The 19,431-nt window shown below is 44.7% G+C and carries 21 protein-coding genes; 12 read left to right on the forward strand and 9 right to left on the reverse strand.

Annotation, left to right across the window (positions count from 1 at the left end):
- Positions 1 to 17: 17 nt before the first annotated feature.
- The 7 genes from ACMCM8_RS04155 to ACMCM8_RS04185 all read right to left on the reverse strand — a co-directional run bounded on the left by ACMCM8_RS04155 (position 18) and on the right by ACMCM8_RS04185 (position 5,220).
- Complete coding sequence (locus ACMCM8_RS04155; protein WP_412725761.1) at positions 18 to 1,184, reverse strand: glutathionylspermidine synthase family protein; 1,167 nt, start codon at positions 1,182 to 1,184, stop codon at positions 18 to 20.
- 2 nt (positions 1,185 to 1,186) lie between these two features.
- Positions 1,187 to 1,822, reverse strand: coding sequence for a DUF1190 family protein (locus tag ACMCM8_RS04160; protein ID WP_412725763.1), 636 nt, complete (start codon positions 1,820 to 1,822; stop codon positions 1,187 to 1,189).
- Positions 1,823 to 1,828: 6 nt separating this feature from the next.
- On the reverse strand, positions 1,829 to 2,245 hold the full coding sequence (locus ACMCM8_RS04165) for a DUF350 domain-containing protein (RefSeq protein ID WP_412725765.1): 417 nt from the start codon (positions 2,243 to 2,245) through the stop codon (positions 1,829 to 1,831).
- A 19-nt stretch (positions 2,246 to 2,264) separates the two neighbouring features.
- Positions 2,265 to 2,909, reverse strand: a complete 645-nt coding sequence (locus tag ACMCM8_RS04170) for a YjfK family protein (protein ID WP_412725767.1) — start codon at positions 2,907 to 2,909, stop codon at positions 2,265 to 2,267.
- Between the two features lie 12 nt (positions 2,910 to 2,921).
- The gene (locus ACMCM8_RS04175) at positions 2,922 to 3,977 is read right to left on the reverse strand and encodes a potassium channel protein (RefSeq protein WP_412725769.1); all 1,056 of its coding nucleotides are present in this window, start codon (positions 3,975 to 3,977) and stop codon (positions 2,922 to 2,924) included.
- 149 nt (positions 3,978 to 4,126) lie between these two features.
- Positions 4,127 to 4,807: a PspA/IM30 family protein gene (locus ACMCM8_RS04180; RefSeq protein ID WP_412725771.1), complete on the reverse strand. Its 681-nt coding sequence runs from the start codon at positions 4,805 to 4,807 to the stop codon at positions 4,127 to 4,129.
- 23 nt (positions 4,808 to 4,830) lie between these two features.
- Positions 4,831 to 5,220 (reverse strand): DUF2170 family protein, encoded by a 390-nt coding sequence (locus tag ACMCM8_RS04185; RefSeq protein ID WP_412725773.1) that lies wholly within the window; start codon positions 5,218 to 5,220, stop codon positions 4,831 to 4,833.
- Between the two features lie 302 nt (positions 5,221 to 5,522).
- Here ACMCM8_RS04185 and ACMCM8_RS04190 point away from each other — a divergent pair, with 302 nt between their 5' ends.
- The 6 genes from ACMCM8_RS04190 (at position 5,523) to secF (ending at position 11,718) form a co-directional block, all read left to right on the forward strand.
- Positions 5,523 to 5,726 (forward strand): DUF6471 domain-containing protein, encoded by a 204-nt coding sequence (locus ACMCM8_RS04190; RefSeq protein WP_412727614.1) that lies wholly within the window; start codon positions 5,523 to 5,525, stop codon positions 5,724 to 5,726.
- Between the two features lie 418 nt (positions 5,727 to 6,144).
- Positions 6,145 to 7,191, forward strand: a complete 1,047-nt coding sequence (queA, locus tag ACMCM8_RS04195; RefSeq protein ID WP_412725776.1) for a tRNA preQ1(34) S-adenosylmethionine ribosyltransferase-isomerase QueA — start codon at positions 6,145 to 6,147, stop codon at positions 7,189 to 7,191.
- A 199-nt stretch (positions 7,192 to 7,390) separates the two neighbouring features.
- A complete protein-coding gene (gene tgt / locus ACMCM8_RS04200) occupies positions 7,391 to 8,503 on the forward strand; it encodes a tRNA guanosine(34) transglycosylase Tgt (RefSeq protein ID WP_412725777.1) in 1,113 nt (370 codons plus the stop codon).
- A gap of 24 nt (positions 8,504 to 8,527) precedes the next feature.
- Positions 8,528 to 8,866 carry a preprotein translocase subunit YajC gene (gene yajC, locus ACMCM8_RS04205; protein ID WP_412725779.1) on the forward strand — a complete coding sequence of 113 codons (339 nt, stop codon included), beginning with the start codon at positions 8,528 to 8,530 and terminating at the stop codon, positions 8,864 to 8,866.
- 55 nt (positions 8,867 to 8,921) lie between these two features.
- Positions 8,922 to 10,766 carry a protein translocase subunit SecD gene (gene secD / locus ACMCM8_RS04210; RefSeq protein WP_412725781.1) on the forward strand — a complete coding sequence of 615 codons (1,845 nt, stop codon included), beginning with the start codon at positions 8,922 to 8,924 and terminating at the stop codon, positions 10,764 to 10,766.
- A gap of 10 nt (positions 10,767 to 10,776) precedes the next feature.
- Positions 10,777 to 11,718 (forward strand): protein translocase subunit SecF, encoded by a 942-nt coding sequence (gene secF / locus ACMCM8_RS04215; RefSeq protein ID WP_412725783.1) that lies wholly within the window; start codon positions 10,777 to 10,779, stop codon positions 11,716 to 11,718.
- A gap of 89 nt (positions 11,719 to 11,807) precedes the next feature.
- On the opposite strand, the gene ACMCM8_RS04220 is transcribed toward secF, so the two are convergent.
- The gene (locus tag ACMCM8_RS04220) at positions 11,808 to 12,710 is read right to left on the reverse strand and encodes a LytTR family DNA-binding domain-containing protein (protein WP_412725785.1); all 903 of its coding nucleotides are present in this window, start codon (positions 12,708 to 12,710) and stop codon (positions 11,808 to 11,810) included.
- Between the two features lie 121 nt (positions 12,711 to 12,831).
- Here ACMCM8_RS04220 and ACMCM8_RS04225 point away from each other — a divergent pair, with 121 nt between their 5' ends.
- Positions 12,832 to 14,055 carry an acyltransferase family protein gene (locus tag ACMCM8_RS04225; protein ID WP_412725787.1) on the forward strand — a complete coding sequence of 408 codons (1,224 nt, stop codon included), beginning with the start codon at positions 12,832 to 12,834 and terminating at the stop codon, positions 14,053 to 14,055.
- Between the two features lie 131 nt (positions 14,056 to 14,186).
- Here the strand turns inward: ACMCM8_RS04225 and suhB are convergent, their stop codons facing one another.
- Positions 14,187 to 14,963: an inositol-1-monophosphatase gene (gene suhB, locus ACMCM8_RS04230; RefSeq protein WP_412725789.1), complete on the reverse strand. Its 777-nt coding sequence runs from the start codon at positions 14,961 to 14,963 to the stop codon at positions 14,187 to 14,189.
- A 310-nt stretch (positions 14,964 to 15,273) separates the two neighbouring features.
- Between suhB and trmJ the strand changes: the two genes are divergently transcribed.
- From trmJ to ACMCM8_RS04255, 5 genes are all read left to right on the forward strand, one after another.
- Complete coding sequence (gene trmJ, locus ACMCM8_RS04235; protein WP_412725791.1) at positions 15,274 to 16,035, forward strand: tRNA (cytosine(32)/uridine(32)-2'-O)-methyltransferase TrmJ; 762 nt, start codon at positions 15,274 to 15,276, stop codon at positions 16,033 to 16,035.
- 5 nt (positions 16,036 to 16,040) lie between these two features.
- Complete coding sequence (gene cysE / locus ACMCM8_RS04240; protein ID WP_412725793.1) at positions 16,041 to 16,865, forward strand: serine O-acetyltransferase; 825 nt, start codon at positions 16,041 to 16,043, stop codon at positions 16,863 to 16,865.
- A 149-nt stretch (positions 16,866 to 17,014) separates the two neighbouring features.
- Complete coding sequence (locus ACMCM8_RS04245) at positions 17,015 to 17,404, forward strand: hypothetical protein (protein WP_412725795.1); 390 nt, start codon at positions 17,015 to 17,017, stop codon at positions 17,402 to 17,404.
- A gap of 98 nt (positions 17,405 to 17,502) precedes the next feature.
- A complete protein-coding gene (gene iscR / locus ACMCM8_RS04250; RefSeq protein ID WP_412725797.1) occupies positions 17,503 to 18,012 on the forward strand; it encodes a Fe-S cluster assembly transcriptional regulator IscR in 510 nt (169 codons plus the stop codon).
- Positions 18,013 to 18,030: 18 nt separating this feature from the next.
- The gene (locus ACMCM8_RS04255; protein WP_412725799.1) at positions 18,031 to 19,209 is read left to right on the forward strand and encodes an IscS subfamily cysteine desulfurase; all 1,179 of its coding nucleotides are present in this window, start codon (positions 18,031 to 18,033) and stop codon (positions 19,207 to 19,209) included.
- Positions 19,210 to 19,431: the final 222 nt, after the last annotated feature.

Raw genomic sequence — 19,431 nt, forward strand, 5'->3', positions numbered from 1 at the left:
AGACTCCTTAACAATCCCTAAAGAATGATATGCGGTAAATAGCGAGACAAGTCCTGTGTAATAGACGACTTGTCTTCTCTGACAGAAATGCCTGCAGGCATGTCGTCTACTAGCCAGCTCCCTATTAGAGTATGGTTACCATCAAACACAGGTAATGGTTCAAAGGCTTGCACAATAAAGCCTTCTTCTCCATAAGGCCCTTCGCTTAACGTTCGCTCCTGGCCATTCTCTATCAAGGCGATATTGGCGCCTTCTCGCGAGTAAAGGGGCTTTTTAATCCATTTGCCGGTTAAGTGTGTGCTGTCTATCTCGTCAGAAAAGTAAGCAGGCAGTAAGTTAGGGTGACCTTTGAATTGTTTCCATAGCTGAGGCAGTAACGCCTTATTTGAAAGTACTGATTTCCACGGTGGCTCAATCCAGTTTACACCCGCATCAAGGAGCGCATCGCCAAACTCTTCCCGTTGCATAAATTCCCAGGGGTAGAGCTTAAAGCAGTCAGTTATGGGATTATTCTGTAAGTCTGTAAATACCCCAGTGTCTGCTAAACCTATATCTTCCACAAAAACAAAGTCAGTACAAAGCCCGGCTTCGCGCGCGCAGTCTTGCAGATATTGCACTGTCCCTCTGTCTTCATCTGTATCCTTGCAGCATGCCATGTGGAGTTGACGTATGTTTAACTGAATGGCAATTTCTTTGAAACGATGGACCAACTTTTCCTGAAGACTATTAAACTGATCCGCTTGTCTTGCTAACTGGCCTCTATCAACCAGTTCTTCAAGCCAAAGCCATTGCCAGAAGCCCGATTCATAAAGGCTGGTCGGTGTATCAGCATTGTTTTCGAGTAGTTTCGCAGGCCCACTACCTTTATAGACAAGATCAAGACGTGAATATAGGCTGGGATCCCGTTGAGACCAGCTTTCCTTAATTAAGTCCCAGTGGAGTTCAGGGATGCAGAAACGCGTAAGAAGGGCGTCGTTGTGGATCACTTCATCTGCGACTGCCAAACACATTTGGTGAAGTTCGGCGGTGGGCGTTTCAAGATCCTTTTCTATCTGTTCAAGTGAAAACTGATAGTAAGCACTTTCGTCCCAGTAGGGTTCGCCATACATGGTGTGAAAGTGGAAACCATATTGACTTGCCCGCTGTTGCCAATCCCTTCGAGGCTGACATGGCATTCTAAACATAATTAGCCGCCCCAGCCACCTTTGCGACTGCTGCTACCCCACGATGATTTCGCCCGTACACTACTGCCAAATCCTCCGCGCTTAATCGTACGGTTCACGGTGGGTTTGGGTTTGTATACATCCTTGTTAACGCGGTAGTTACGCTTGCGTATATCACCATCAAACACATAGCCGTCTGCCGTAATCCAGCGTGAACGAAATGGCGAATTATAAGAATACGATGTGTAAAGTGGTTGTGAGTAATAGCGGTTAGGGGAGAGTAGGGAGCTCACCATATAACCTGCCATAAATGGCATAAAGAAGCTGCCGCTATTGTGATTTACTTGCTGACATTGGTTTGGCCCAAATTCGTATTCACAGTCATATTCTGAGTTAAAACGCGGGCTGGTGCGCATCGCTTCGTCAAGTGCGGTTTGATAGGCAGCTTCGCAGCGCTGCACTGCATCGGGAAAGTCCTGTTTGCAATCTTCCAACGAGGTATAGATGGTGGCGTCTTCTTTTTCGCCACCACAGGCGCTAAGCATGACACTGGCCACACTTAAGGCGATGGGTTTGACACTGAATGCTTTGCGCATACGGGATAAGTCAATATGTTTTGACCGCTTAGTGCCTGGGGTTTTGTTGATATGTGTCATCATATGCCCCTAATACGTCATACACGCTGCATTTAGAAGGCCAACCGCAACAGATATACACGCAAGCATGACTCCAGCAGACACTTCGTTATTATTAATTCTTTCGGCAATTTTGGGCATAAACGTAAAGCGTAAAATAGCAAACGCCAGTGATTGCGCTACTAGCGCGACAGCGGCCCAGATCACAAAGTCTACAATCGCGACAGAATTCGACGCTGCACTACCTAAAGCAATGGCGAAGCCAATAATTGCACCACCAAAACCAATGGCGGCAGATACATTTTGTTCTTCCTTCACGAGTTTCCATTCATCGTGGGGAGTCACTAATGCATAGGCCAGTTTAAAAATAAATAAGAATACGATTGATAGGCCGAAGTACAGTGCAAAATTATCAAGGCCTGCCAGCGATTGCATTATAGAATCCATGTTTTAATCCTTTTATTTATTAACCGTTAATAGTGATGTCTGCGGGTTGGATATCAAACCCGGTGGAAATGACCAAGCATCTGTCCAAGTTATTGCCGACTTGTTTTTCTTCTCCCACCACAAGTAAAGTTTCCACTCTGTCATTATCTAAAGGACGTTCATAGAGCATCATAAACTGGTCGGTCGTACTCACATCGCCATCCTCTTCATAGGTGGTTTCAGTCACCGCAACCGGTGGAGATTCACTGCCAACGGCTTCCCATACGCGGGTAAAGACTTTTCCTTCCAAGGTGTAGGTCGGTTGGCTGATCATCGTGTTTAGACAAGTATTCCACTGTGCTTCGTTACCAATGGTTTGGGTATCGTAAAAATGCCATAGTTTGACATCGGTAATGTGATTTTCTGACGTTCCACCATCTAGCACTACCTGTAAAAAAGCGTCATCGTCGGTATAAAAACGCAACATGCTGCCACCTGTATCCAAATGCGCTTCGCCTACCGCCTGAATCAGTTGAGAGCGCGCGGCGCTATCAATGGTCAGTTCAGGCTCGAGTAAAGATAACTTTAAGTGGTCTAATTCAAATGAGCCTCCTAAGTAGAGGCCCATAATTTCAGGTGCTTTGGGCGTTTTAGGTGTCGACTTTTTAAATAATTTACTGAACATAGTTAAAGCCTCTTAATGAGTACCCAGAGAAGACCAATCAATGGCGTGGATGCGACGTTCTGCAATATAAAATAACGTATCCCCCGGATTGAGCGATGTTTCCAGCGGTGGGTTTACCACCATGGCTTTAACTTGCCCATCAGGCGCATAACCAATAAAAATGGCATCGTGTTTGCGCTTTAAGTTGGTAAATAACTTCTCAACCGAAATAGCGGGGCTGTTCTCGGGAATGCTTACGGAAAATTGCGCTTGTCCTTCTTCGACACTCAACAAATCGTGATGCAGCATACTCGAGCCTGGATCAAATGCCGCTTTCGCTAGCATCTCAACGGAAACACTGGGCGTGCATTCCACTTTCGGGCAATGTTCTTGTAATAATGCCACTAGACTATCATCTTCAAAATAGGCTACCTGATGGGCATCAGGGTTGCGTTTGGTACAGTAAAGCGCCGTGGTCATTGTGACGTCGTCTTGAGGGTTGTCGATAAGAATGGTGCTGGCACTTGCCACACAAGCTCTATTCATATCATCGTCTTTATTAAACGAGTCAACTTTAACAAACTCAATCACCCCGGGAAGTGGGTTGGCAATATCGGCTTTCACACAAAGCACAATGTCCGGTCGCTCGGGCATGGCGTCGCGTTCGCGAAGTAATAGGTTCAACAGCAGCATAGTCCGATGCTCATTCCAACCAATTACCAAAATATGTTTGTCTAAGTGAACGCTATTCATACCCATTAACCCTTTTTTCCATTGTTCAGATACCCATGCTGCAATTCGCCCTATGACCATGGCGAATATACTCAAACCCAGCGGGATAACATAGAGCGCAACGATGAGTTTGCCTGATGATGTGACGGGGGAGAGGTCGCCATACCCTACTGTTGAAGCAGTGACGGCAAGCCAATATAAAAAGTCGACATTGGCGATTAAGTCGCGCTCACCTGCAGCGAATAATAACCAGTAGCTTGAAGCGGCGTAAAATACGGTGGCACCTAATATGGTGTACCAACGTGATTCTGCAAAATATTGCAGCATGACTTTACGCAGTTTTATCCATGAAGACATAAAAGAAACGGCCCTTGTTATGCGTGTCCTTACTCTGCCTAGATGTTGTTGAATTGTCTAATTGTTATATGTAACAAAGCGTGGATCATCACTTTCTAAAAACGAAGCGGGAGCCTAGGCTCCCGTTAACTTCATCAATTAAATGACAATTACTTGCCTAAAATACGGGCTAACTCGTCATCAGCTGACGTTTTCCCACCTTTAATTCCCGCTTCAGCCAAGCGTTTTTCTAAGTCACTGCTTGACTCGTTGTTAGCGAGTTCTTCAGCGGCTTGCAACTCAGCGTTGCGCATTTTTTGTTTTTCCTGAATACGCGACAAAGACTCAGTCGCTGTTTTCATTTTGCTGTTAGCTCCCATATGACGGGAAGATACCGCTACCTGGGCTTTTTGAACACTTTCCGTAGCTTTCACCATATCAACCTGTTGCTCTAGACGGCGCAGGTTTGCTTTAGCTTGCTGTATATTTTGTGCCAATTGCTTTTCAGATTGCTGAAATTGGTCGAGATAGGTTTGCTCCTGATCCCGTTCTTCTTTTAACTCAGATACTTTCTGCGCACAATCTAAAGCCAGTTGGCGGTCACTATCCACCGCTTTACGGGCATGGGCTTCATACTCAGCAATAGACGCGTTGAAGCTATCTACCTTTTGTTGAGAGAGTTTGCACTTGGCCAAAATTTGAGTACGGGCGTGATCTGACTTGCGTAATTCTTCTTTGGCTTCTCTGATTTCTTGTTCCAGAATTCGAATCGCTTGACTGTCTACCACAGACTGCGCCGCTTCGGTTGCGCCACCTTTTACAGCGGTAACTAACTTTTTCCACACTGACATTTGCTTCTCCTTAGAAGTAACTGTTATTTAAGGTGTGTTTCGTAAGCATCTAGGAAAGATGCAACATTCTGAAACAGGGTTTCGACTTCTATAACGATACTTTCACCCTTCGATTGAGCACTAAGTGCGCCAAACGCGGTGTAATATTCTTCTCCACCTATGGTAGAAATACCAACGGTAGTGAGGGGAAATACCATGTGAGAAGAAAGGATTTCATGATCAAGGGCAGGTTTGTCTTTCACTTCAGAAGCGGCGAATAACAAACTTTCCACTATAATTTGTTCGCCACTAATCGCTAGCCAAGCATCTATGCCATCCTGACCTGCAATAAGTAAGCAATTATCTTCACGTGTTACCACAAAGTCATCGTGCTTATTGAGAAGTGTCTCGATGCTTTCTAGTTCCCAGCTCATACCAGTCTCCTTTCGTTATGGAAGCGATAATGTCGTTATTGAATACAGTTTACCGTGCAGTGATATATCGCGATGAATCTTGAATTATCAAGACGTATTACTGTAACGGCTATTTACAATCACGCCAATATCTTGACTTGCAGTGTAGTGCCTTTGTGCCATAATCGTCAATAACAAATAAACTCTTTAAGTGTAATAAAATGTTTTTTTGTAAAATATAAGTCACATATGGGTAATTGGAGAATGGGTTGAGCGCAAAAAATGCCTGGCGACAAACTGTGGCGCGAATAGTCAAATCAGAAATGTCAGTTCGCGGAGTTAAGTATCAAGCTTTAAGTCAACGGCTTCTTGAGATAGGAGTAGAGCAGAGTGCTGATAATCTGCGCAATAAAGTAAATAAAGGAATTATGGGGGCGGATTTGCTGCTACAGATTTTGTACGTTTTAAAAGCACGCCCTATAGATAGCGCAACATTAGAAGAGATCTTAACTGATCTTGGTGAATAATTTGCGTAAAATAGTACATAGGTAGTAATAGGGCGTGACGATCCTAAGCCGGGCTCTGGTACTCTGGTTGGATTTCGATTGCTGACAGATGACTTTCTTACAGGCAAAAAAATACCCAGCAAGTCACTGGGTATCAAAGATAAGGAATGTTTATGGGAGAACATCATCACTATCTGGATATATCTTAACCGTTTAAGGCTGGCGAGGCTATTAATACTGTGTAATTGTACGTATGTTGTTCAATAACTACTTATGTAAATTTATACTTATATTTTAACTAGTTGATTTTTATTGTTATTTTTGTTTTTCATTTAAGTGTGTTTCATTTGCAAGCTGGCCTAAATAATAATAGTTTTCACTTAAATTTAACTTAATCCTATACTTAGGTCTAACGCATCACCATTATTTATTGAACTGTATGAAATTATCTGATTTTAGTTTTGAGCTTCCTGAGAAGTTAATCGCGAAATATCCTACTCAACAGCGTTCGGCAAGCCGTTTGCTTCATCTTAATGGCAAATCGGGTACTGTAGCCCATACCATGTTCTCAGAAATGCTTAGCTTTGTTGCTCCAGGCGACTTGCTTGTGTTTAACAATACACGGGTGATCCCAGCAAGGTTGCATGGGAAAAAGGAAACTGGTGGACAGGTAGAAGTACTGATAGAAAGAATTACTTCAGACAACACTGCATTAGCACATGTACGTGCCAGTAAAGCACCCAAACCGGGCACAACCCTTATTTTAGAAGATAAAGTACAGGTTACTGTGACGGGGCGTGATGACGCGCTGTTTATCTTACAGTTCAATCACGATGACACCGTGCTTTCGCTGCTAGAACGTTATGGCCATATGCCATTACCCCCATATATTGACCGTCCAGATGAAAACTCTGATAAAGAGCGCTATCAGACGGTTTACAACCAAAAACCAGGGGCCGTGGCAGCACCAACTGCAGGGTTGCATTTTGATGATGAAATCTTAGCAGCGTTAAAAGCGAAAGGTGTCAATTTAGCATTTGTCACCTTGCACGTTGGAGCAGGTACCTTTCAGCCCGTTCGTGTTGACAATATTACAGAACACAAAATGCATGCTGAGTACGCTGAAGTTCCTCAAGATGTGGTTGACGCCGTGCTTAAAACAAAAGCAAATGGCAACCGGGTTATTGCAGTGGGCACAACTTCTGTTCGGTCATTAGAATCGGCCGCCAAAGCCTGTGCTGAACGGGGCGAAAAGGCCATGATTGCCCCGTTTTACGAAGACACGGAAATCTTCATCTATCCGGGGTTTGAATTTAAAGTAGTGGACGCCATGTTTACTAACTTTCATTTGCCCGAGTCAACGCTGATGATGCTTATCAGTGCATTTGCGGGCAAAGAAAATGTCATGAAGGCTTATCACGAAGCCATAGAAAAGGAATATCGCTTCTTTAGCTATGGCGATTCAATGTTTATTGAAAGAGCCTGATAAACGGTTTTAAGAGGAACAAAGCTATCCTTCAAGTCGATAGCTTTCTTCCCTGATTTAAGCTGGATTTACAGTGTTCTCGGTAAGTTAGGCAGAAACATAGACACAGGGCATGATCTCAGCCAAATTACTGGTATAATCCCCGCCAATTTATTTTTATACCCCGCGCATTGGCGCAATACAGTGGGAATGCTTTCACATGCAATTTGAGTTGTTAAAAACCGATGGCCGTGCTCGACGTGGCCGTTTGGTATTTGAACGTGGTGTGGTAGAAACGCCAGCGTTTATGCCAGTTGGTACCTACGGTACTGTTAAAGGAATGACCCCAGAAGAATTGGAAGACAGTGGTGCACACATTTGTCTGGGCAATACTTTTCATCTAATGCTGCGCCCTGGTACAAGTATTATTCGCCAACATGGCGATCTTCACGATTTTATGAATTGGGATAAACCCATCCTGACAGATTCGGGTGGTTTCCAAGTATTCAGCTTAGGTGACTTACGCAAAATTACCGAAGAAGGGGTGACTTTCCGTTCGCCAATTAACGGCGAAAAAATTCTTCTTACCCCTGAAAAGTCGATGGAAGTTCAGCGCGATTTAGGCTCTGACATTGTCATGATTTTCGACGAGTGCACGCCATATCCCGCTACTGAACAGGAAGCCCGGGTCTCTATGGAAATGTCATTGCGCTGGGCTAAACGCAGTAAAGAGGCGCACGGTGACAACCCTGCAGCACTTTTCGGCATCATCCAAGGCGGAATGTACGAAGGGTTGCGTGACGTGTCATTGGCTGGGCTTGAAGCGATTGGTTTTGACGGATATGCCATAGGCGGGTTGTCGGTTGGTGAACCGAAAGAAGATATGATCCGCATTATCGATCACACCGCACCGAAAATACCTGAAGACAAACCTCGTTACCTGATGGGCGTGGGTAAGCCAGAAGACTTGGTTGAGTCGGTGCGCCGTGGTATTGATATGTTTGATTGTGTTATGCCCACCCGTAATGCACGCAATGGACATCTTTTTGTCACAGAGGGTGTGGTAAAAATTCGCAATGCGAAACATCGCAATGACACATCGCCATTGGACGAGAAATGTGATTGTTACACTTGTAAAAATTATTCTCGCTCATATCTACATCATTTGGACAAATGTAATGAGATCTTGGGTGCTCGACTGAACACCATTCACAATCTTCGTTACTATCAGCGTGTCATGCAAGGACTTCGCGATGCGATTGACGCTGGTACGCTTGATGCATTTGTACAAGAATTTTATGAACAAAAAGGGTTGCCGGTTCCGGCACTATAACAACGATAATATCTGGGGAATTTTATGAGCCTATTTATCTCTAACGCATACGCGCAATCTGCTGGTGGTGCTCAACAAGGTGGTGGTATGGAAATGATCATCATGTTGGCAGTGTTTGGTCTGATTTTTTACTTCCTACTGTACCGTCCACAAGCCAAGCGAGTGAAAGAACACAAGAATCTTGTGGCCGCTTTGGGCAAAGGTGATGAGGTGCTCACTCAAGGTGGTCTTGTCGGTAAAATCACAAAAGTGTCAGAAGACAAAGATTTCATCGAAGTGGCACTTAATGACACCAACAACATAGTTGTTCAGAAGTCTTCAGTTACTGCTGTGCTACCTAAAGGCACAATGAAGTCACTGTAAGTAACAATTGCCGGGGCCGGGACGCAACCCGGTGCTGGCACGAAAGGATTATCCAGTGCTAAATAAAAATTCTATCTGGAAAGTACTGAGTGCACTTATTGTGGTAGCAATGTGTGCACTTTACGCACTTCCCAATATATACGGTGAAGATCACGCCGTACAAATTTCTGCTGGTCGCGATGCTGTTGTGACACAAGCAACTGTCGATCAAGTAAAAAATACCCTTGCTGAAAAAGGGATTACACCAAAGCGCATCGAGTTTGAAAACGAACAAATTCTCGTGCGTGTTTCTGATTCAGATACCCAATTAGTCACGCGAGAAGCGTTAGAACAAGGCCTTGGTGATGACTATTTTGTAGCGATGAACCTTGCCCCCGATACGCCAGAGTGGCTTGAAGGACTGGGTGGGGCTCCCATGAAGTTGGGGCTTGACCTGCGCGGTGGTGTGCACTTCTTGATGGAAGTTGACATGACCGAAGTGATTACCAAGTCGCTTGAAGACGCCGAAAGCGGGTTTCGCACGTCACTGCGTGAAGAAGGCATTCGTTATCGCGGCGTTAAACAAGTTGATGACCACATTGATATTACCTTCCGCGACGAAGAGGCTCTCGATAAGGCCGAATTCTTCTTGCGCAATCAAAGTCGCGATTTAACCTTTAATCAAATTGATGACCTGACGTTGCGCGCGGTGTTTGCAGAGAGCAAATTGCAAGAAATTCGCGACAACGCGGTAAAGCAAAACATTACTATTATTCGCAATCGTGTTAATCAGCTAGGTGTTGCAGAGCCACTTGTACAAAAGCAAGGTGCTGATCGCATTGTGGTGCAACTTCCTGGTATTCAGGATACAGCCCGTGCCAAAGAAATTCTAAATGCTACCGCGACACTCGAATTTCGCATGGTCGATCAGAAAAATGACATACGCGATGCACTGAATGGACGTGTGCCTCCAGGTTCGCAGGTTATTGAAGATCAACAGGGTATCCCTCAGTTACTGGAAAAGCGCATCATGCTTACTGGTAGCCACATTATTGATGCAAACAGCGGCGTAGACGAATACGGTTTGCCCAATGTGAATATTTCCCTTGATTCCGAGGGCGGCAACAAAATGTCGCGTTCAACCCGAGGCAACATTGGCAAGCCGATGGCAACGGTATTTATTGAGTACAAATCTACCGGTGAGCGCAATAAAGACGGCAAGTTAGTGTTTGAAAAACATGAACAGGTTATCTCTGTGGCCACAATTCGTGCGCAGCTTGGTAGTAAATTCCAGATTACCGGTTTGGACTCACCTAAAGAAGCGCGAGATTTAGCGCTCCTGCTACGTGCTGGTGCGCTTATTGCACCTATCCAAATTGTTGAGGAGCGTACAGTTGGACCAAGCCTGGGTAAAGAAAATATCGAGTTAGGTATGCAAGCCATCATTTACGGGCTTGCTGCGGTACTTATCTTTATGCTGTTCTACTACAAGGCTTTTGGCGTCGTGGCAAACGTGGCACTGATCACCAACTTGGTGATGATTGTCGGTATCATGTCGATGATCCCCGGTGCGACATTAACCCTACCAGGCATGGCAGGGATTGTACTGACAGTGGGTATGGCGGTAGATGCCAATGTACTTATTTTTGAGCGGATCCGCGAAGAGCTTCGCGATGGACGCAGTCCACAGCAAGCTATCCATCATGGATACGACAGTGCATTTTCCACTATCCTAGATGCCAATATTACTACCTTCATTGCTGGGCTTATATTGTTCGCGGTAGGTACAGGACCAATCAAAGGTTTCTCAATAACCCTGATGATTGGTATAGCAACGTCAATGTTTACTGCCATTTTAGTCACACGCGTTATTGTGAATGCGGTGTGGGGTGGTAGACGCGTTGAGAAATTGGCGATTTAAGGAGTAGACCATGCAATTACTAAAACTATCCGATACCGTCAATTTCATGGGCCTTCGCATGCCTGCGATGGTGCTATCGACAATTCTCATCTTAGGCTCGTTCGTTTCTTTAGCGGTAAACAGCTTGAACTGGGGACTGGATTTCACCGGTGGTACGCTAATCGAGGTGGGCTACGAGGATGCTGCAAATCTTGAAGCGATTCGCACCCAGTTAAATAGTGCAGACTTTGAAGATGCTATTGTACAAAACTTCGGTAGCAGCCAGGATGTGCTTATTCGTATTGCCCCTCGCGATGGCATAAAAGCGGCAACCATAGGCGAACAAGTGCTAGCCGCATTGCGCGCCGATGGGACAGCAGTGGATATGCGACGCATTGAATTTGTTGGCCCTAATGTGGGTGAAGAGTTAACTGAGCAGGGCGGTCTGGCTATGCTAGTCGCCTTGCTGTGTATTCTGGTTTATGTGGCGATGCGCTTCGAATGGCGTTTTGCTCTAGGCTCGGTGTCGGCGCTTGCTCACGATGTTATCCTCACCCTGGGATTATTCTCAGTACTACAAATTGAGTTTGATTTAACCGTATTGGCGGCAGTATTGGCGGTCATCGGTTACTCACTGAACGATACTATCGTTGTGTCAGACCGTATTCGCGAAAACTTCCGCAAGATCCGCAAAGGTGAGCCTGTCGACATCATCAATATTTCCCTGACGCAAACCTTAAACCGTACCATTATTACTTCATTGACGACGGTATTGGTGTTGGTGGCTTTATTCTATAAAGGCGGTGCGTTAATCCACGGCTTTGCCACTGCCTTGTTATTTGGTGTGGTCGTAGGAACGTATTCGTCAGTCTATATTGCAAGCTCAGTTGCATTGGCGCTGGGCATCAGCAAAGAAGACTTAATGCCTCCTCAGGTGGAAAAAGAAGGCGCTGATTTGGATCCTATGCCTTAAGGTAAAAGATACCAAGCTAAGTTAGTCAAAAAGCCGCATTTTATGCGGCTTTTTTGTGTCACTGGTGTAACTAACGATTTATTTTACTTTTAATGTGCCAATGGCAATGAGAGCTTGTATCGCCTAGACATCTTTACATTCTCACCAGATTTTAGGGTAATTACACCGTCACCACTTTCAAGTAGAGTAATATTATCAACCTCATTCAAATTAACAGCGAATGAGCGGTGAACTCGTTGAATAGAAAGATGGGCATTAGCGTGAATAAAAGCAGTTAAGGTGGTTCGCATAGGAAAAACGTCGTTACCGATGTATAGATTCACATAGTTCCCTGACGACTCTATCCATTCGATATTTTGTTTGTTAATTAGGAACTCTCGACCCAATTTCTTAATTAATAATAAGTTGTTTGTCGGGGTGTTGTTGTCAGGGAGAGGGGGCTCAATAGTTTCAGGCTGTTTAAGTGCATCAAGAGCAATATTTGTGGCATTCCCCAGCCATTGAGACACAACATAACGGTAACACCAAATTGCCACAACAAAGAACACAAATGACCACATGTCTTTTTGCATCTCATAGACAACCTCAAAGATCCATTGCTGCGGTGATGAGGCAAAATCATATTGAGCTCCGGCCAATTCATAAATCGATTTTCTCGAAATAATCATAAGTACAATATGCATCGCAGCAAAAGCCAGGGCCATGCCAAGGTATATGCATAGGCTTCTTACAGGACGAAGCCAGTCCCATGGGAAATGCCTCAAAACTCGCGCAAGAACAATAACCAGCAAAAAGCTACTGAATGCGCTGGTGTATTCCCAAACAAACGGTTCCCAGCTTGAAAAAGGCAGTACCGCTTGTCGCAGCCCTTCCATTAATACGGTAGTGGCATTAACTGCACCATTGATAATAAAGTAAACCCCTAATAACACCAAACTGAACAGAGTTTGATGCTTTTGAAATACTGCTTTGTAATTTATCTTTTCGCTCATCCGTTTATCACTTATTCCCACCGTTTGTCACAGTTTTCAAGCTTTTCAAAGGCTTAGTTATTACGTTGATTAGAGCAGCTTTATCAATTATTTGAAACACCCAACATCGGTAAAAATCATAATGAGTCTAACGCCTGTTAATATTCAACCTGGCTCCCAAATAAAACAAAGGATCGTCGTACTTGATTATTTAAGAGTTATCGCAGTGGTTATTCTTTTTTTCTTTCATTTAGGCATGATTTGGGTACCAGAATGGACGTTTCATTTTAAGCAGTCCTCCCAGTGGTATTGGTTGCAAAATGTTTTGATGTTGACGTCTCCATGGAGAATGGGCCTACTGTGGTTTATAGCAGGAGCCTCACTTTATGCTATGCAGCAATCAAAAGGTTTATTGTATCTGATAACTCGGCGCAGTAACGCTGTACTGTTACCTCTATTGGTGGGGATATACGCTGTAGTGCCTGTGCAACTCTTTGTTGAAATGACGCAACAACAGGCTACGAACGCCTCGATGTTAAGTTTTTTTTGGCAATTTTATTTTGGTGACGACAACTTTTTTAGCGAATTCAGCTCAGGCATTTGGCATCACGTTGATGTGAATCATCTATGGTTTCTTCGTTCCTTATGGCGTTTCACCTTGTTGTTAGTGGCATTTCACTGGATTCTTGTGTTTTTACGACGCAGGTTTGGTGTGTTCAATATCGCTTGGCTTATAGGGTTTGTGTCGCTGTCTCTATGTACTATGTATATTGAGGATAGTGATATAAAACGTGATGTGTATGGTTTTACGTGTCTATTATATGGCTATTGGTTCGGGCATTCAGCGAATTTTTGGCAGTGGCTACGAAAGCAAAGATATCGGTTACTACTCCTTTTTGTATTACTCACTGTAACTTATGAAATTGGGTTTACTTTGAGGGGCGAATTTGTTGATCGCGCATTGGTCTATGAGGGCGCTATGTATGCTTACTACATCGCAAAAGTAGTAGGTCTGTTAGCTATTCTAGCGTTAGCTCATCGCGTCTTTGTAAAGCCAAGTACCATTTTCGAAAGTGCTAATCGTTACGTGTTTCCGTTCTACGTAGTGCATCAAAGTGTGTTAATTGGCATAGGATATTATACAAGTGCATTATTCATGACACCGTTTATTGCAATGGTTGTGACTGGGCTTCTAAGCGCAGTAGTGTGTGTTGGCTTGCTTTGGCTTTGCAAGGAGAGTGTTTTGTTTGGGGGGCTTTTAGGAAAACGCGCTGAGGAAACACATTGGCTTCACAGTACTCACGCACAGATGGTAATTGGCATACTAACACTACCATTAGCCCTTAGGCTAGTTGGCGTAATTTAGATTGCAGCAAAGAAAAAGGCGCAGGGATTAGACTCCTGTGCCTTTTTCTTTTGTTTGTTCGTGTTGTATATCACGCGGTAAAAGCGTTTACCCTATAGGCTATACATACTAGCTGTATAGTATAAGTAGACTTACTTAAGGTGTTTAACTAGACCTTGAACCACTTTTGCACTACCCGCGACAATTTCACCTTTGTGTAGTGGGTCGTTGCCACCTTTAAAATCAGTGACTAAGCCACCAGCTTCGCGAACAATAAGTTCACCAGCTGCAATATCCCATGACTTGATGCCGCGCTCCCAATAACCATCGTGGCGACCTGCAGCCACATATGCCAGGTCAAGTGCAGCACTGCCAGCACGACGAATATCACCTACTTCATGGAAAATTTTATTAAGACTCAGTGCATACTCACCAAAATGTGATTTGTTTTTAAACGGTAGACCTGTAGCAACAATCGTTTCTGAAAGATCACGGGGTTTAGAGGCACGAATGCGGTAACCGTTAAGTTGTGCACCCTGACCACGGCTAGCAGTGAAAAGCTCACTGCGGATTGGGTCAAATACAACGGCTTGATCTAAACGACCTTTGTGAAGAAGGGCAATAGAAACGGCAAAGTGAGGGATGCCTTTTACAAAATTAGTGGTGCCATCCAGCGGATCGATTATCCACTGATAATCAGTCTCTTTGCCGTGAACTTCCCCAGACTCTTCACCTAAGAAGCAATGTTCCGGATAAGACTGCTGAATTTTAGCAATTATTGCTTGTTCGGCTTCTTTGTCTACCTGAGTAACAAAGTCGTTCAAGCCTTTAGACTCTTTTGCTATCTCATTGTGTTTTTCAAAACCACGAACGATAACTGTTCCGGCCGCACGCGCAGCGCGCACCGCAATATTCAGCATAGGATGCATAGATAAACCACCAATTGTAAAAGACCAATGAAACGAACCAGCTGTACAAAAAATAGCTAGTTGTTTACGAAAACGGGCGGAGTCTACCAGAATCGTCGTTGGATGCAAATGAAATTACCTTAGCAGGATAAGGAGCTGCGCTTTAGTATCGCGCTTTTTCGATTAATATACCCAGAGCGCTCTATGGGGTGCATGTTCTAAATAGCCATCTATACCGCCACTGTGCTACACTTTTGCGCCATTAAAGGTTAGAAAAGGTGAAGGCTAAATAGTGCCCCTTCACCTGTGAAGGTACGTAGGTAACGTAAGCATGCTCGAAAATATTCGCATTATTTTGGTAAACACCTCTCATACGGGAAATATAGGCTCAACCGCTCGCGCGATGAAAACTATGGGACTGAGCAGTCTTTATCTGGTTGATCCCGTCAATGAGCCTGATGGCCAGGCAAGTGCGCTGGCGGCCGGGGCAGGTGATGTACTGGCCAATGCCAAAATAGTCAATACGCTAGAAGAAGCGGTAAAAGACTGTGGTCTGGTCGTGGGCACGTCTGCTCGCTCGCGTACACACTCTTGGCCCATGCTCGGCCCTCGGGATTGTGGTGAAAAGCTAGTGCAAGAAGTGGAAAAGTATCCGGTTGCCTTGGTATTTGGCCGTGAAAACAGTGGCCTGACAAACGAAGAGCTTCAGCAATGTCATTTCCACATGTGTATACCAGCGAATCCTGAATACAGTTCGCTTAACTTAGCAGCAGCAGTACAAACTTTGTGCTACGAAATTCGTATGGCGTACTTAAATCGCGAAGCGTACCCCAATGTGGAAGAAGACTATCCACTTAATGAAGATTTGGAGCGTTTTTATGTGCACCTTGAGTCCACATTGGAGAAAACCTCCTTCATTCGCAAAAGTCACCCTGGTGTAGTTATGACGAAATTACGGCGTTTGTTTAATCGAGCGCGTCCCGAGTCACAAGAGCTAAACATATTGCGCGGTATTTTAGCGTCAATTGATAAGTCTGTTGAGCAGGGCGCGCGCTCACAAGACACATCAGAAAATGGATCAGATAAAGAGTAACTACCATGTTTGCCCGTATCAAAGATGACATTCAAGGTGTATTTCATCGTGACCCAGCAGCGCGTAATACCTTTGAGGTGCTAACTAATTATCCCGGATTACATGCAGTATGGTTGCATCGTATTAGCCATAAATTATGGAAGGCTAATTGGAAGTGGTTAGCGCGCACACTGTCTACGTTTAGCCGATGGTTGACGGGCATAGAAATACACCCTGGGGCGACTCTGGGAAGGCGAGTATTTATCGATCACGGCATGGGGGTGGTTATTGGCGAGACTGCTGAAATTGGTGATGACGTTACTCTCTATCACGGTGTCACCTTGGGGGGCACAAGTTGGAAAGCAGGCAAACGGCATCCTACGCTTAAAAACGGCGCGGTAGTTGGAGCTGGGGCTAAGGTATTGGGGCCAATTACTATTGGTGAAAACGCCAAGGTTGGGTCTAACTCGGTGGTAGTCAAAGACATCCCGGACGGAGCAACCGCGGTGGGGATCCCCGGGCGAATTATCATAACTAAACATCAAGACAGCGCGGCAGCGGTTAACCCCCAGCGCGATAAAATTGCGCAAAAATACGGCTTTGACGCCTATGCAGTGGCACCAGATAACCCGGACCCTGTCGCCAATGCTATGGGGATTATGCTCGAGCATATGCACCAAATGGACATTAAAGTCGAAGAAATGTGCAAGGTCATTCAGTCGCTCGGTGGTGATGTATGTACTGATAACCTTCACAATATCAGTGCTGAAGATTTTGCAGAAACGGGATTCGATTTGACCGAAACCCAGCAGCGTGAAGAGGCCCATTCTTCGTTTGATCCCGGGATATAATCGAAATAGCGCTTTTTACTAGCTAATGCTTTTATGTTTACAAATTCTCTGTCAACGTCTAGCTGATGAAATGGTTTGTACGAATTAGAAATTGGGTAAGCTGCCGCTTAATTATTGCCCAAAGAAACATTCATTAAAAGGAAGTGGTAATGTGTAAGCCTGACGTTCAATTATTATTGTGTACGTGTAATGGACAGATCGATAAATCAAAAGGGTATTGGCAACTCCATGAATTTCGCAAAGGAACATCACCGCTAGATTTCAGCGTTGGTGAAGTTATTGCCCCCTATACAGTAGATACCAAATTTGGTGACATCCTTAGTCAGCTGAATCGACCCGGTGGATGTTTCGATTTTGCGTATGTACCTGCATCAGGAGACGTCTTAAACCTTATTTATCCAAATATCACATATACTTTTATTTATGATGGTGTAAAAAAACGTTGGATAGATGACGACACCGCTTATCACCTTGATTCACTCAAGATGGTAAAAGAAGGACTAATAGCCCCCGATAAAGTTGACCTTAAAAGCGATTAAAGTAATCGATAATACCTGACTAATTTAGTAGGTCTTATACTTGACCAATTTAGTCGGGTATGTGAAAATTCTGCTATCAAAAAAGGCAGGAGAATCCAATGAAACTAACATCTAAAGGGCGTTATGCGGTTACCGCAATGCTTGATGTCGCTTTACACTCTAAGCGCGGTCCAGTGCCTCTTGCCGATATTTCTGAGCGACAGGAAATTTCGCTTTCCTATCTGGAACAACTCTTTTCTCGGTTGCGTAAAGAACAACTGGTTGACAGTGTGCGCGGCCCTGGTGGTGGTTATTTACTGGGACGAGAGGCTTCTGACATCGCTATTGGTGAAGTAATCCGAGCCGTCGATGAGTCCATTGATGCTACACGCTGTCAAGGGCAGGCTGACTGTCAGGGCGGCGATCGCTGCCTTACCCATAGTTTATGGCAAGATTTAAGTGATCGTATTTCTGTATTCTTGAATTCGATTACCTTAGGCGAATTAATGGCCAAAAGGGATGTTCAGGAAGTGGCAGGACGTCAGGACAGCTCTGCGTCATTGCGCAAATTGAGTAAAGATACAGCGAAAGATATAACCAGAGATATCGAAGTTAGTATTCAGCTTTAAATAGGTATTGAGTAAACCATGGCTTTATCAACACCCATCTACCTCGATTATGCGGCTACCACACCTGTGGATCCGTCAGTGGCGGCGGCCATGTCTAAATGTCTGACGCTAGATGGAAATTTTGGCAACCCAGCTTCCCGCAGTTACCGTTTTGGTTGGATGGCAGAAGAAGCTGTAGATGTGGCCAGAAATCAAATAAGTGATGCCCTTAACTGCGACCCGCGGGAAATAGTGTTTACGTCTGGTGCCACTGAGTCAAACAACCTTGCAATAAAAGGTGTGGCTGAGGGATATGGCCAAGGTGCCCAAAAGAAAGGCAACCATATCATTACCGTAAACACCGAACATAAAGCCGTGTTAGACACCTGTGAGTACCTTGAATCTAAAGGTTTTGAAATTACTTATCTCAACGTTCAAAGTGACGGTTTAATTAGCTTGGCTGACTTAGAAAACGCCATGCGAGATGACACTATTTTGGTGTCAGTGATGCACGTTAACAATGAGTTAGGTGTGACTCAGGATATCGCCGCCATCGGTGACTTATGTCGCGAAAAAGGGGTTCTCTTTCATGTCGATGGCGCGCAAAGCGTGGGGAAAATAGCCATTGATCTGGCCGCAATGCCCATCGATTTATTGTCGATTTCGGCACATAAAATCTATGGCCCCAAAGGTATGGGGGCTCTGTACGTTCGCCGTCGACCTAAAATTAATTTAGTCGCGCAAATCCACGGTGGTGGCCATGAGCGGGGGATGCGTTCAGGTACCTTAGCCACGCACCAAATAGTGGGAATGGGCGAAGCCATAGCGTTGGCAGTGAGTCAGTTGGAGCAAGAGGGGGAGCGGATCAAGTCGCTTCGCGAGTTGCTTTGGAATGGTTTACAGCAGCTTGATGAGATTTATCTCAATGGACACGCAACACAAAGAGTGCCAGGAATTTTAAATGTAAGTTTTGCTGGTGTAGATGGCGAAAGTTTAATGATGGGGCTTAATGACATCGCGGTGTCCTCTGGCTCGGCCTGTACCTCAGCGAGTCTTGAGCCTTCTTATGTACTTAAGGCAATAGGAAGAAGCAACGAACTAGCCCACGCCGGTATTCGATTCAGTGTAGGGCGCTTTACGACCCAACAAGACATCGAATACGTAATACAAAAAGTTATAGATGTAACAACGCGATTACGTCACGCAGTAGTCGCATAGGTTTTCAATTCGGTTAGGTAGAAATAATTCGCCGATATGCCACAAATAAATGGCTGAATATTTGAGTGAAATAGTCGGGTATTATATACTACCGCACCAAAATTTTAGGCTGCCCTCAATGTAACTGGCAGTTGGCTCGTCATCCGCTTGCGGAAGACTTAGATAGTACTACCGAGCGAACGTTAAAAAAGCAGGGATCATCAAGACCGTGGGATGATCACT

Origin of the sequence: Alteromonas sp. D210916BOD_24 (assembly GCF_047159385.1) — a bacterium.
Lineage (GTDB): Bacteria > Pseudomonadota > Gammaproteobacteria > Enterobacterales > Alteromonadaceae > Alteromonas.

Bases quoted from the DNA above. Each gene is read 5' to 3' on its own strand.
- ACMCM8_RS04185 (WP_412725773.1), bottom strand. From the start codon at position 5,220: ATGAGCTGGGAACTAGAAAGCATCGAGACACTTCTCAATAAGCACGAT.
- ACMCM8_RS04160 (WP_412725763.1), bottom strand. From the start codon at position 1,822: ATGATGACACATATCAACAAAACCCCAGGCACTAAGCGGTCAAAACAT.
- ACMCM8_RS04255 (WP_412725799.1), top strand. From the start codon at position 18,031: ATGGCTTTATCAACACCCATCTACCTCGATTATGCGGCTACCACACCT.
- ACMCM8_RS04245 (WP_412725795.1), top strand. From the start codon at position 17,015: ATGTGTAAGCCTGACGTTCAATTATTATTGTGTACGTGTAATGGACAG.
- ACMCM8_RS04180 (WP_412725771.1), bottom strand. From the start codon at position 4,807: ATGTCAGTGTGGAAAAAGTTAGTTACCGCTGTAAAAGGTGGCGCAACC.
- tgt (WP_412725777.1), top strand. From the start codon at position 7,391: ATGCAATTTGAGTTGTTAAAAACCGATGGCCGTGCTCGACGTGGCCGT.
- suhB (WP_412725789.1), bottom strand. From the start codon at position 14,963: ATGCATCCTATGCTGAATATTGCGGTGCGCGCTGCGCGTGCGGCCGGA.
- ACMCM8_RS04220 (WP_412725785.1), bottom strand. From the start codon at position 12,710: ATGAGCGAAAAGATAAATTACAAAGCAGTATTTCAAAAGCATCAAACT.
- ACMCM8_RS04175 (WP_412725769.1), bottom strand. From the start codon at position 3,977: ATGTCTTCATGGATAAAACTGCGTAAAGTCATGCTGCAATATTTTGCA.
- secF (WP_412725783.1), top strand. From the start codon at position 10,777: ATGCAATTACTAAAACTATCCGATACCGTCAATTTCATGGGCCTTCGC.
- ACMCM8_RS04155 (WP_412725761.1), bottom strand. From the start codon at position 1,184: ATGTTTAGAATGCCATGTCAGCCTCGAAGGGATTGGCAACAGCGGGCA.
- queA (WP_412725776.1), top strand. From the start codon at position 6,145: ATGAAATTATCTGATTTTAGTTTTGAGCTTCCTGAGAAGTTAATCGCG.
- ACMCM8_RS04190 (WP_412727614.1), top strand. From the start codon at position 5,523: ATGTCAGTTCGCGGAGTTAAGTATCAAGCTTTAAGTCAACGGCTTCTT.
- yajC (WP_412725779.1), top strand. From the start codon at position 8,528: ATGAGCCTATTTATCTCTAACGCATACGCGCAATCTGCTGGTGGTGCT.
- ACMCM8_RS04170 (WP_412725767.1), bottom strand. From the start codon at position 2,909: ATGTTCAGTAAATTATTTAAAAAGTCGACACCTAAAACGCCCAAAGCA.
- cysE (WP_412725793.1), top strand. From the start codon at position 16,041: ATGTTTGCCCGTATCAAAGATGACATTCAAGGTGTATTTCATCGTGAC.
- trmJ (WP_412725791.1), top strand. From the start codon at position 15,274: ATGCTCGAAAATATTCGCATTATTTTGGTAAACACCTCTCATACGGGA.
- iscR (WP_412725797.1), top strand. From the start codon at position 17,503: ATGAAACTAACATCTAAAGGGCGTTATGCGGTTACCGCAATGCTTGAT.
- ACMCM8_RS04225 (WP_412725787.1), top strand. From the start codon at position 12,832: ATGAGTCTAACGCCTGTTAATATTCAACCTGGCTCCCAAATAAAACAA.
- ACMCM8_RS04165 (WP_412725765.1), bottom strand. From the start codon at position 2,245: ATGGATTCTATAATGCAATCGCTGGCAGGCCTTGATAATTTTGCACTG.